General features: G+C 61.3%; 13 protein-coding genes and 3 pseudogenes. 13 read left to right on the forward strand and 3 right to left on the reverse strand.

Going from position 1 to position 11,455, the window contains the following annotated elements:
• Window positions 1-145: 145 nt before the first annotated feature.
• The 12 genes and pseudogenes from FJ428_RS22880 (at window position 146) to FJ428_RS22935 (ending at window position 9,889) form a co-directional block, all read left to right on the forward strand.
• Window positions 146-726, forward strand: a pseudogene (locus tag FJ428_RS22880) (DUF2243 domain-containing protein).
• Between the two features lie 30 nt (window positions 727-756).
• Window positions 757-918 (forward strand): hypothetical protein, encoded by a 162-nt coding sequence (locus FJ428_RS30370; RefSeq protein ID WP_181167365.1) that lies wholly within the window; start codon window positions 757-759, stop codon window positions 916-918.
• 890 nt (window positions 919-1,808) lie between these two features.
• Complete coding sequence (locus FJ428_RS22890) at window positions 1,809-1,991, forward strand: hypothetical protein (protein WP_140880288.1); 183 nt, start codon at window positions 1,809-1,811, stop codon at window positions 1,989-1,991.
• Between the two features lie 94 nt (window positions 1,992-2,085).
• Window positions 2,086-2,826 (forward strand): annotated as a pseudogene (locus FJ428_RS22895) (lactate dehydrogenase); the annotation flags it as partial.
• A gap of 50 nt (window positions 2,827-2,876) precedes the next feature.
• A complete protein-coding gene (locus FJ428_RS22900; protein WP_224519007.1) occupies window positions 2,877-4,385 on the forward strand; it encodes a plasmid partitioning protein in 1,509 nt (502 codons plus the stop codon).
• Between the two features lie 89 nt (window positions 4,386-4,474).
• Window positions 4,475-4,876, forward strand: a pseudogene (locus FJ428_RS30785) (hypothetical protein); the annotation flags it as partial.
• Window positions 4,877-4,923: 47 nt separating this feature from the next.
• Window positions 4,924-6,069: a GNAT family N-acetyltransferase gene (locus tag FJ428_RS30975; RefSeq protein ID WP_181167367.1), complete on the forward strand. Its 1,146-nt coding sequence runs from the start codon at window positions 4,924-4,926 to the stop codon at window positions 6,067-6,069.
• A gap of 74 nt (window positions 6,070-6,143) precedes the next feature.
• Window positions 6,144-7,589 (forward strand): MmgE/PrpD family protein, encoded by a 1,446-nt coding sequence (locus FJ428_RS22915; protein WP_224519006.1) that lies wholly within the window; start codon window positions 6,144-6,146, stop codon window positions 7,587-7,589.
• 226 nt (window positions 7,590-7,815) lie between these two features.
• Window positions 7,816-8,007 (forward strand): hypothetical protein, encoded by a 192-nt coding sequence (locus tag FJ428_RS22925; RefSeq protein WP_140880289.1) that lies wholly within the window; start codon window positions 7,816-7,818, stop codon window positions 8,005-8,007.
• 207 nt (window positions 8,008-8,214) lie between these two features.
• Window positions 8,215-8,385, forward strand: a complete 171-nt coding sequence (locus FJ428_RS30385) for a hypothetical protein (RefSeq protein ID WP_181167368.1) — start codon at window positions 8,215-8,217, stop codon at window positions 8,383-8,385.
• Window positions 8,386-8,526: 141 nt separating this feature from the next.
• The gene (locus FJ428_RS22930) at window positions 8,527-9,270 is read left to right on the forward strand and encodes a DUF4142 domain-containing protein (RefSeq protein WP_140880290.1); all 744 of its coding nucleotides are present in this window, start codon (window positions 8,527-8,529) and stop codon (window positions 9,268-9,270) included.
• Between the two features lie 22 nt (window positions 9,271-9,292).
• Window positions 9,293-9,889, forward strand: coding sequence for a hypothetical protein (locus FJ428_RS22935; protein WP_140880291.1), 597 nt, complete (start codon window positions 9,293-9,295; stop codon window positions 9,887-9,889).
• A gap of 172 nt (window positions 9,890-10,061) precedes the next feature.
• Here the strand turns inward: FJ428_RS22935 and FJ428_RS22940 are convergent, their stop codons facing one another.
• The 3 genes from FJ428_RS22940 to FJ428_RS22950 are packed head-to-tail and all read right to left on the reverse strand — an operon-like array spanning window position 10,062 to window position 11,117.
• Complete coding sequence (locus FJ428_RS22940) at window positions 10,062-10,268, reverse strand: hypothetical protein (protein WP_140880292.1); 207 nt, start codon at window positions 10,266-10,268, stop codon at window positions 10,062-10,064.
• Window positions 10,265-10,597: a hypothetical protein gene (locus FJ428_RS22945; RefSeq protein WP_140880293.1), complete on the reverse strand. Its 333-nt coding sequence runs from the start codon at window positions 10,595-10,597 to the stop codon at window positions 10,265-10,267. Before FJ428_RS22945 ends, FJ428_RS22940 begins: the two co-directional genes overlap by 4 nt.
• Before the next feature lie 10 nt (window positions 10,598-10,607).
• A complete protein-coding gene (locus tag FJ428_RS22950; RefSeq protein ID WP_140880294.1) occupies window positions 10,608-11,117 on the reverse strand; it encodes a hypothetical protein in 510 nt (169 codons plus the stop codon).
• Between the two features lie 158 nt (window positions 11,118-11,275).
• Between FJ428_RS22950 and FJ428_RS22955 the strand changes: the two genes are divergently transcribed.
• Window positions 11,276-11,455: metalloregulator ArsR/SmtB family transcription factor (locus tag FJ428_RS22955; protein ID WP_140880295.1), on the forward strand; the 180-nt coding region annotated here is incomplete at its 3' end.

An 11,455-nucleotide genomic window follows, 5' to 3' on the forward strand; every position in this document is an offset into this window, starting at 1 on the left:
CTCCTGACATCATAGCGTTCTGTCCAGTCGCCATACCACAAGGCCGGTGGCAGTCACCGTCTCGGTCTGCCAGCTGAAGCGGTTCTCGAAAAGATCCGATGACGACGCGCCGGTAGCGCAAAAACGGTGATGTACGGGCTCGACGTTGGGTCCCCTTAGGAGAAAAAGGAACAGCGACGAAGCGCCTCACAGGTTCCCGACCTCGCCCGGGATCCTGCTCGGGCTTGGCTCAGGCTGGTTCTTCGAGGGAATCGTTCTGCATCAGTTGCTCCAGTGGCATCATATGGCGACTAGCCGGCTATCCCGCCGGCAGTCTTGAGAACCTTCGGTTCAACACGTCCCTCGATGGCTGGTTCCACGCCGGCACATACGTGTTCGTCGCACTAGGTCTCATTGTGCTATGGCGTGCGACGCGCCAACCTCATCTCGGGTGGTCAGGAAAGTTGCTACTTGCAACGATGCTCATGGGCTTTGGCATATTCAACCTGGTCGAGGGAGTGGACGATCACCAGCTTCTCGGCACACACCATGTCAACGAAACCGTCCCGCGGTCCCAGTGGGTCTACTGGGAGATCGGGTTGTTTGATTTGGGGTGCGCTGATGCTGCTCGGCGGGTGGGCCTTGTCAAACGGCAAGCGGAAATCCCGGCTGTGGCACTATGAAGCGTTGGACTCTAGCGCTTATTTCAGTTTGCCTTGGAACCGGATTGTAGCAGCGATGTTATAGACCTCTCGAGAACGCGGGGAAACATCGCACATGCTGACTGCCATTCGATCCTTCTTTGGCCGCAACACCCGGAGGAGGAACGCGGAAGAGCAGACCGATCGAGAACTGCCCATCAGGAAGGAACTCGACACCCTTGAGGCTATCCGTTTGACCGACATGGCCGGATTGGGCTCCTGGTCGCTCCACCGCTAGCCATACCTCTGATATGCCGCTACCATCAGATCACCCCGAGCTTGCGTGCCGAGCATGTTGAGCCGGCAGCATCAGAGACCCCTGCCCCGCGGCACCGGCGGCTTCCAGCGGTTAGCGCCTGCCGTCCGAAGCATGCTCACGGAGGCCGTATCCAGCGATTGAGAGTGTTCGACGGAGTGGCTGGCGTCCATTGCGAAGCCCGAGGCCTTGATGACATAGATCACGCCGGCTTCAGCACCCCCTTGCCAGTTCGACTGCGGCTGACGGGTGATTGCATCCGAAGTCAAGTGTACCGATGCGACGCCGGAAGCGCGCCATCTTGCACGGCTCGAAGCGATAGCCGTTCGGCCACCGGGAAGATACGACGGGAGTTTAGAGGTTTGGAGTACACGGGCTCCTACTCCAAGAGCGCGGTGCCCGGGCTCAAGCGGCCAGCCCCGACGACTTAGAGGGCTTGGTTGCACTATCCCACGGAGTGCTGGTTGTTACCCATGAAGCCTTGGATCCCAAGGCTATCGGAACCGTTGGGGTTTTCCTTCAGGCCCAGCCGAATTGGTCATCCGCCTGCTGTTCGGTGATGCCGGTGGAAGGCATGGCGCAGTGACGTTGAACTGAAGGCGAATGGGCTCGGTATGAACGGCTCTCGGGCGAGCACGTGAAGGAGTGTGAGACGGGGGACAGGGCGGCCGCCATTGAGGAGGTGCAATCCCGCTCTCATGTCCGGCTTTCCTGATTCAGGTCCTGGCCTTCCACAATCAACCCGCAAGGGGTTCGCTACGCAAGCGTGCGACCTCTGCGGCTGCGCCTACAAGGTGACCGCGGCCATGCCCTGAACACGTCGGGCGCCTGTCGAGCGGGGATGGACCCCGCCCAAAGACGGGAGCCAAACGATGTCGCACAATTTCACCCTTGCTCAGCACCATGCCTTCAATCTCGCGCAGACCTTGATGGTCCCGGTCACGCTCTTCCAAGTCGATGGCGAGTTCGGCGTCATGGTGTCGAGCGAATATGACGGTGACGAGCGCTCGGTGGTCCACGAATACGATCCCTACGAGTACCGCCCGGTTCACTAAGCGGGGATCGTTGCCTGCCACTTGCGCCCTACAGGGCGCAAGTGAGGCTTCGCCGCGAACACGCCCCGGCAATGACGACGAGGTCGACGGCCTCTATCTGTCAGGCCATGTCCGCAGCAAGCTGAAGGTCGCGGAAGCCGCTGCCGTTCTCGATCCGGCCTATGAACGCAACGTCACGGCCCTGCAGGGCGTGCAGCCGGTCGACCTTCGCCCCTCCGACATCACCGCGCGTCTCGGCGCGCCGTGGATTCCTGCCTTCGATGTCGTGGCCTTCGTCAGGGAGACGATGAACGTCGACATCAAGATCCATCACATGCCGGAACTGGCTTCCTGGACCGTCGATGCGCGCCAGCTTGGCTATCTCGCGATCGGCACATCGGAGTGGGGGACGGGGCGCCGACATGCGGGTGAGCTGCTGACAGATGCGCTCAACAGCCGCGTGCCCCAGATCTTCGATACAATCAAGGACGGCGACAGCGAACGGCGCGTGCTCAATGTGGTCGATACCGAGGCGGCCAAGGAAAAGCTTCACAAGATCAAGGAGGCCTTCCAGCGCTGGATCTGGTCCGACCCGGACCGGACCGACCGGTTGGCCCGCGTTTACAATGACCGCTTCAACAATATTGCGCCACGAGGGTTCGACGGTTCCCATCTGAAGCTGCCTGGCGCCTCGGGCTCCTTCGTTCTTTATGGGCATCAGATGCGTGGAATCTGGCGCATCATTTCGGCCGGTTCGACCTACCTCGCTCACGCCGTCGGCGCCGGTAAGACGATGACGATGGCCGCCGCCATCATGGAGCAACGCCGCCTCGGTCTGATCGCCAAGGCGATGCTCACCGTCGCCGCGTCAAGCAGGCCATCGCCGCCGGGCTTGAAGAGATCGCTGTGCTGGTGACCGAACGCGCCGAGGATGGCGGCGCCATGCGCTCGCTCGCAGAAACGCTCGCGCATGAACAGCTCAATCCCGTCGATCAGTGGCGCGCCATCGAACGCCTCGTCGCACTCGGCTGGACCGAGGAAGCGATCGCTGTCGCCCTGGCCCTGCCGGTTCGCCAGATCCGCAAGCTGCGTCTGCTCGCCAATGTCCTGCCGGCCATGCTTGACCAGATGGCCAAGGGCGATATGCCCAATGAGGGTCAGCTGCGCACCATCGCTTCTGCCTCGCTCGACGACCAGAAGGAGGTCTGGAAGAAGCACAAGCCCTCGAAGGCCGACCCGCAGGTCTCCTGGTGGAGTGTCGCGCAAGGCCTGCAGAAGACCCGCATGTATGCCCGCGATGCCAGCTTCGGCGACGAGCTCGCGCAGGCCTACGGCATTGCCTGGGTCGAGGACCTGTTCGCCCCGGCCGATCAGGACAGCCGTTACACCACCGATGTCGAGGCATTTCTGGGCGCACAGCAGGAGTGGATGACGCAGAACCTGCCCAAGAAGGGGGTGATCACCGAGACCAACAACTGGGGCCAGCCGGAGCTGCCGAAGAAGGCGGAGCGCGTCTATGGCAAGCCGGGCAAGTCCGACCATACGGCCCTGTATCTCGACCGTGAGGGCAAGGTGCAGACCGTGCACTTCCGCATGCCCGAGGTGAAGAAGCCGAGGAAGGGCGAACAGCCGGTCGGCGAGGGCGACGATGCTGCGATCGTTGTGAAGACCCGCCCCGATGTCGCCCGCAAGGGCATCGAGATGATCGGTGATCTGCGCACCGATGCTCTGCATGAAGCGCTGTCGCGGGCGCCGATCGAGGACGATACGCTGATGGCGCTGTTGGTCCTGGCGTTCGCGGGACAGAACGTGACGGTGGCATCAGGCACGCGCGACATCTCCTATTACGGGGCGGCCGGCCTTGGCGAACATGCCGCACGCCTGTTCGATCAGGATGGCAAGCTCGACTTCGATATCGACACGCTCCGGGTCGCGGTACGCTCGCTGCTGATCGATGTCTTGTCGTGCAGGGAAAACCGTTCGGACAGTGGCGTCGTCTCCCGCGTTGCTGGCGATGTGATCGGCGCCGACAACTTCCTGCCGAACATGGGCACGGAGGACTTCCTCTCGTGCCTGTCGCGAGCGGCGCTGGAGGCCTCGTGCGCGGATACGTCGGTCCTTCCTCGTCAGAAGGTCAAGGACACCCGCGCAGCCCTCGTCGAGCACTTCAAGGAAGGTCGCTTCGTCCATCCGTCGGCGCTGTTCGGTCCCGACCAGATCAAGCTCACGTCGTGGCTGAAGAAGAACGAGCGCGTCGAGCAGCCTGAAGACGACGCTACGCCGGAAGATCGGGACGAGCTCGACGGCGATGCGGTCGTCGAGCCGGCGCATGACTACGCCGATGAGGCTCCGGCTTCCGTCGACCAGAACCTCGCCGACGAGCAGCGCGAGGCCTACAAGGTGGCCGCCGAGTAGGCCCTACCTCTTCCCTCCCGAACGATCATCCCGCCGCCGGTGCATCACCGGCGGCGGTTCTGTTTTCCACCCAACATCATGGAGAAACCATGTCCGCTCAGTTGATCTACGACCTCGTGCCGCTCGGCTCGACCCTGACATATTCCGACGGCTCGCCGCGCCCGCCCGAGAGGCACCGCAAGAAGCTGGCCGCTTGGGAAACCCGCAATTCCGGCGGTCGCCTGATCCGCAAACAAGCCGAAGCGCGTGTTGGCAACACGACGATCCCTGCCTCCATCACCCTCCATGAGGGCGACTATGGCAGCCAGGGGACGATCGTCCTGCGCGTCCACCGGACGTTTTCCGTGAGCAGCGACCTTAAGTTCGCCGTCAAGAAGCGGCCGGCGATCGGCTCCGTGCTCGTCCTCGATCGGGCCGGCGAGGATGCCGATCTTGTCCATTTTGCCCCCAACCGCGTCGCCGCCGAGGAATGGCTTTCCCGCCACGGTTATACGTCGCTTGCGCGACGGTGTGCTCCCGGCGGGAGCTTTGCAGCCGGATGGCCATCTACCACTTGCATGCGCAGATCATCGGCCGGGGAGAAGGCCGCAGCGCGGTCGCGTCCGCCGCCTATCGGCATTGCGCGCGGATGGAGATCGAGGCGGAGGCGCGGGTCGCCGACTATTCGAACAAGCACGGGCTTGCCCATTCCGAGTTTGCCTTGCCTGAAGCAGCGCCAGCATGGCTGCGCAGCCTGATCGACGGGTGCGACGCGGCAGGCGCTTCCGCTGCCTTGTGGAATGCCGTCGAGGCTTTCGAGAAGCGAGCCGACGCGCAATTCATGCGCGAGACGGATCTGGCGCTCCCAGTCGAATTTTCTCGCGAGCAGAACATTGCGCTGGCGCGAGCATTCGTGGCGGAACAAATTCTTTCGCGCGGCATGGTTGCCGATTGGGCCTATCACGACAGTCCCGGCAATCCGCATATCCATCTCATGACGACGCTGAGGCCGCTGGCGCAAGACGGATTCGGGTGTTCCTGCCCGGCATATCTTCCTCGGTCTTTCCTGCGTGTTTGCTTGCGCGAGCGGTGCGATCTTATGGATGCAGTGGAGCATGGCAACGCAAAGGATCGATCCATGAAGTCGCGATCGGTATCCGGCAAAGCGTCGTTTCGGGAGCCATGGGCATTTCCAGACGCGGTCCGCCCTGATCGGATCAATCTGTGCCCAGTAACGGTCTTGGAGCGTGCCGCCATCAAAAAACTGGTGCTCGATCCAGGACAGGAGCAGTTCGCCGGCTCGGTGGATGCGGTTTTCGACGGTCTGGAAGCCAGCCAGTATCCCGACCAGGAACATGCTTTCACGATTGTCGTCGCGAAGAAGACGGTAGGGTTCTTCATCCTGCGAGAGAAACAGGCTCCGCCAGGGTGGGCGCCGCGCGGCGCTGTGACACTGCACAGCTTTCGGATCTCTTCTCCGTGCCAGGGAAAAGGTTATGGCCGGGTGGGAGTGGGTCTGGCGATTTCCTGGCTGAGGCGGAACCGGCCCGAGGTCAAGGAACTGATGCTTGCAGTCAACGCACGCAATGTGCCCGCCAAGTCGCTCTATCTCAAGGCGGGGTTCGTCGACACCGGATCGATCTTTCGCGGTTCCATCGGTGACCAGCATATTTTGACGTTCCACCTTCTGCAAAGCGAGGGCTGAAAAGAAATTTCACAGCCAGTCTTTCCATGCCAGAAGGCAAGGTATACTAGGTATATTTTTCTTTGGAGAGATAGATGCGGTTAATTACCGAACAGCTGGCCGGCTTTGTCAGCAATGTGCGCTACGAGCACCTTTCAGACGAGGTCATTGAAAAGAGCGAACGGGCCATCCTCGACACCCTCGCGGCGCTTATTGGCGGGGTGCCGACCGACAATACCAGGCTCTCACGCGTCGCTGCTAAGGCTTGTTTCGGGTCCGGCGGCGCACACGCTTGGTTCGCTGAAGGAGGGTTGCATTATCTTGGCGCCGTGTTTGCCAATTGCGCTGCGGCGAGCTCGCTTGATGTCGATGACGGCCATTGTCTTGCGGCAGGTCATCCGGGGGCTGCCATCGTTCCAGCCATCCTGATGGAAGCGGCAAAGCTTGGCAGTGACGGCCATGAGGTGCTTACAGCCACCGCGATTGGATATGACGTCGCCTTGCGCATTGCGGCTGCCCGGCGCTTTTCCGAAACGATGAGCTTTGCAAGTGGTCAGTGGACCGGGTTTGGAGTGGCGGCCGCCATTGGATGGCTGCGCAAGATGCACACGGATCAGCTTGCCCATGCACTCGCGATAGCGGGTGCCGAATCACCGCAAAATCTGCCGCAAGGCGATTGCCAGGCAAGCTCAGTCAAGGGCAGCAGTCCCTGGTCGACGGTTGCCGCGCTGTTCTCCGTCGAGCGGGCCAGTTGTGGGATGAGCGGCTCGATCGACATGCTGGACCGCGCTCATGCCTACAACGTCGGCGCAATCACCGCTGATTTGGGTAGCCGCTGGCTGATCTGCGAGACCTATCTCAAACCCTATGCGTCCTGCCGCTATACACACCCGGTCATCGACGCCGTGCTGGCGCTGGTCGCAGGCCGCGGCACAGATGAACCGATCGGCCGCATGGCGGTCGACATCTTTCCCGAAGCACGCAAACTCCCCAACGAATACGCGCCAAAATCGCTTGAGGGGGGACAGTTCTCCGTTCCCTTTGCTGCTGCACTCGCAGCGTTGCGCGGCGCGGAGGCGTTTCGGCCGCTTCGCCCCCACTCCCTTTCAGATCCGCAGGTGGTGGAACTCGCTCAAAGAGTGGAGGTTCGCTATCCTGATGAATTTGCCGGCACATTCCCGCAACGCACGCCGGCGCGCGTGACAATGGTCGTCGGTGGACACGAGCGAACCGCGGATGTGCCGCGTCCACTCGGCGACGCCAAGAATCAGATGGACCAATCCCCGTCGAGGAGAAGCTCCACGACCTCGGGCAGGACATCCTTTCGCAAGCCGAACTCGGCAAACTCGTCCAATCGGTGGCCCTGCTCAAGATGGGGGAACTCGCACCGTTGCTCGCATGTCTTACCGCCAAGCCAGTTGCAATCAGCGCCGCTTCCTGACCCGACGGGGTGGATAGCTGCCAGGCCGAGTGGTACCCCAGTGGATCGCCTGTCGAAGTCCCCCGAAGCGCATTCAGAAAGCCATGGAGGAATCCCTTAAGTGCGACGTTGTCTCCCTAACAAAGACCGTCGCGCTGACGAGCAAAGCGTCCTGACATTATGAAAGAGCTAAACGAGATGGGGACGGACAACGAGCTATGTGAACAGGTAGTTCAGTTGGCCTCAGCGAGTGGAAAGGTCGCCTCTTCGACCTCCACGAGTAAGGAACCACATGAGCGTCCCGAAAGTTCGGCAGTTTCGTGCAAGTCGACGAAGGGACCTCTCGCATGGCACCGCAAAGATACGACCTCAAGATGGACCTGGACAAAACCTGGACCGTGTTTGACGTGTTCACCGGGTTGCCGGCCGACGCGTGGGGCGTACCGGCCGTCGGTCTCGACAAGGATTACGCCGACGATCTGGTAGCCCTCCTGAACAGCCTCGACCTGAAGCGTAGGGTTGCCCAAGGTGACTTGTGATGGCAACCCGATGGTTCAACCCTCCAGTCGCTGTTAGTGCTGAGCAGTTCTGGATGGCGCGGGTATTACGATCGTGGCGGTTGTGCGCCATGCGCTGAAGGTGCTCGCCAATCAAAGCCTGGTTATCTTTTGCGCCCAACCACGGCGCCAGTGTCGCCCAGATCTCTCTGACAAAGCGGACGTGTTGTTCCGGTTATGCGAGCGATAGTGGCACTGGCCGGCGAGCTCACCTGTGCCTGTGCCGGCGCCACCCCGCACGAGATCGCAGTTACCCAGGCGATGCACAACGAGATCGTTGAATCGAACCGCTCCGGCGACAGCGTCGGCTATCCACGATTCGTCGATGAAGCCTTTCGAGATCGCTGCCGACCGCCCTGAGCCACGTTCGACCAATTGTCCCGGACAACGGCAACCAAGGTCGGCCCCAACCGCACGACGGCGCGCAGATGGCAGCGGCCGGAACAAAGCCTCCGTCTGGACATTAGGGAGCATCGTCCTCTCTAATCAAGGAACCCATTCATGAAGAACAGTCTCCGCTGGGCGTCGTTATCGGTCGCGGCAGCAATGGTGTTTGCGCTGCCTGCGCTGGCCGCAGAATCGGCCCAGGATTTTGTAACCAAGGCAGCGATCGGCGGAATGTTCGAGGTGCAGTCGAGCAAGGTCGCCCAGGACAAGCTCCAGGATCAGAGCCTCAAGGATTTCGCTCAAAAAATGATCTCCGATCATGGCGCCGCCAATGCCAAACTCGAGAGCATTGCCGGTGAGCAAAAGTTGCAGGTCCCATCGGACCTGGATTCGCCGCACAAGGCCGATGTTGACAAGCTTCAGTCGGCTGCGGCGCCCGTCGATGCACCCTATGCGAAGATGCAGAAGGTGGCCCATGCCGACGCTGTGAGCCTGTTCGAAGGATACGCAAAGGACGGCGACAACGCCGCTCTGAAATCGTTCGCAGCCGACACGTTGCCGACGCTCAAGATGCATCAGGAAATGATCGAAAAGATCGCAGCTTCGGCGCCGGCTTCCAATAGCACCACCCCGGCCGCCACCAGCACAAATACCACCAATCCGGCGGCGCCGGTGCCGGGTGCCAACAGCTTTACCGAGGACCAGGCCAAGAGCGCTATTGAGAAGGCGGGTTACGCCGACGTCTCCGCACTGACGAAGGACGACAAGGGCATCTGGCGTGGCACAGCGAGCAAGGACGGCAAGTCCGTCCCCATCGCGCTTGACTACCAAGGCAACGTTGTTGCCGGCGCCAACTGATCACAAACCAAGGACCATTCAAATGAAAACCATAACAGGACTGTTCGACGATTATGACGACGCCAGCGATGCCGTAGGAGAACTTGAGGCCACGGGTGTGCCCCGCTCGGACATCAGCATAGTAGCCAACAACGCCACAGGCTGGCACAAGGCTGAAGCGTCCGAAGCTGGGGAAGATGCCGCGACAGGCGCGGGCGTTGGCGCCGTAGTTGGCGGTGCCGGCGGACTGCTCACGGGGTTGGGCTTGATGGCCATTCCCGGCGTTGGGCCCGTGGTTGCCGCCGGATGGTTGGCTGCCACCGCTGCCGGCGCTGTTGGTGGTGCCGTCGTCGGCGGTGCTGCAGGCGGTATCATCGGCGCAATGACAGAAGCCGGCGTGCCGGAAAACGATGCTCACGTCTACGCGGAAGGCATTCGCCGCGGTGGAACGCTGGTCACTGCCAAGGTCGAGGACAATCTTGTTCCGAACGCGGAACAGATCCTCAGCCAATACAATTCAGTCGATATCGCCGGTCGGCGCAAGGAATACGAAGCCGGCGGCTGGACCGGATTCGATCCGGCGGCTGATGCCTATTCGGGGGCTGATCTGGAGCGGGTCAGCGGAAGACGCGACCGCTGAGCTTAGTCGGGGGCGGCGACCAGCCGCCCTCGATTTCTGCCTGAGCGACGACCACGCAGCGCAGCGGAAGCCAGCTGTCCGCCGATCAGATCGAGATGCTTTCGCCTGGCCCCGGCCAGCAAAATATCGAGCGAGCTAGGGTTGGCCGGCCATGTCCGGGCCGCGGGGGGACTCAATGTTGAATTACCTCGGTCCAAAGCTTTTTGGCGAAGCCGCGCTTGTCGAGTGCCCACACATCCCCTGTGACCACAGCTTTGCCATCCTGACATTTGTAGGAATAGACGGTATCGTGACCGCTCGCCGCGGCCGGCACGAAGTCTTTATTCGGGTTGGCCTTGCAGAATTCATCGGCGCCGGGATTGTCTCGTGAGGCGTTCATCTTCGTGCAGGGCAGATTGGCGCCACGAAGCAGGCCAACAGCTTGCCGTTCATGCAGCGATAGTTAGCCTGGGTCTCGAGTTCCGGTTCCTCCGGCGCGCTCTTGGCGTCGGGAAACAGCTTTTTGAACGCCTTGACCGTGCCGGCGTAAAGCGTGTGCGAATAGGGGCGGATCGTGTCGTCGTTCTTCACCTGGCGACAGAGCTTGTAGAGATCCTTCGCCGGGGCTGCCGTGGCGCTGCCGGCGGCCATCCCGAGCGCGAATGCTGACAGCGCAATGAATCCCATAGTTGAAAAGCGCAGCCGAGTTGAAAGGCGCAATGCAGTCATTTTGACCTCCTCAGGAAAACACGCAGGCATTGGCATCGCGGCCGCAGATCAGGCGCCTGGCGAGCTGGATGACAGCGGCGCGCAAGCGAACCGTCACCAGCCAGTAGCCGGCGCCGCACGCCGCGGCAATCATCAGAGGGAATGCCAGCGCGAACGCACTGGCCGAACCGGATGCGGTGGCCGGGCTGATATAGACCGTCATGGTGACGAAGGCGCCAGCGACATAGAGCCAGATCGACTTGGACCCGACCAGCCGGCGCACGATCTCGATGCCGATGGCGAAGACCAGCATCAGATAAATGATGCCCAAAGTGTCGATCAGGGCACCCGTGAGAAAGGACTGGTGGTTGCCAATCCAGCCGGCCGGCACGAGCCCTGGGATGAATGAGAAGAGATGCATCAGCGCCGCGGTGGCGAAGCCGACAGCGTAAGGCACCGTGAGCATGGCCAGGTAGAAGAAGGCGATCGTGGCGACTATGTCGAAGACCACCTTGAGCAGGGTTTTCAGGGCTGGGCGCATCTTGGCATCCTCCTTTGCCGTCCGCCATTCACAGCCGGTCTTGTCTCTCGCCTCTGCCCCGTTCGAATTCGTTTCGTCATTTAGGTAATCAGCTTATCGTCTAGCCGTCAACAATTAATTGATTGCCTAATTGACTTGGTATCGTGTAGCCTTGCCGCATGTCAGTCCAACTCATCTTCGAGGCGCTGTCCTCGCCGGTACGCCGCAAGATCCTCGCCTATGTTGCGCACCACGAATTGAGCGCGGGCGAGATCGCCGCGCGCTTCGACATGTCGAAGCCGTCGATCTCGCAGCATTTACAATTGCTCGAGCATGCCGGCCTGGTGTTGAGCGAAAAG

This window comes from Mesorhizobium sp. B2-8-1 (genome assembly GCF_006440955.1).
GTDB lineage: Bacteria > Pseudomonadota > Alphaproteobacteria > Rhizobiales > Rhizobiaceae > Mesorhizobium.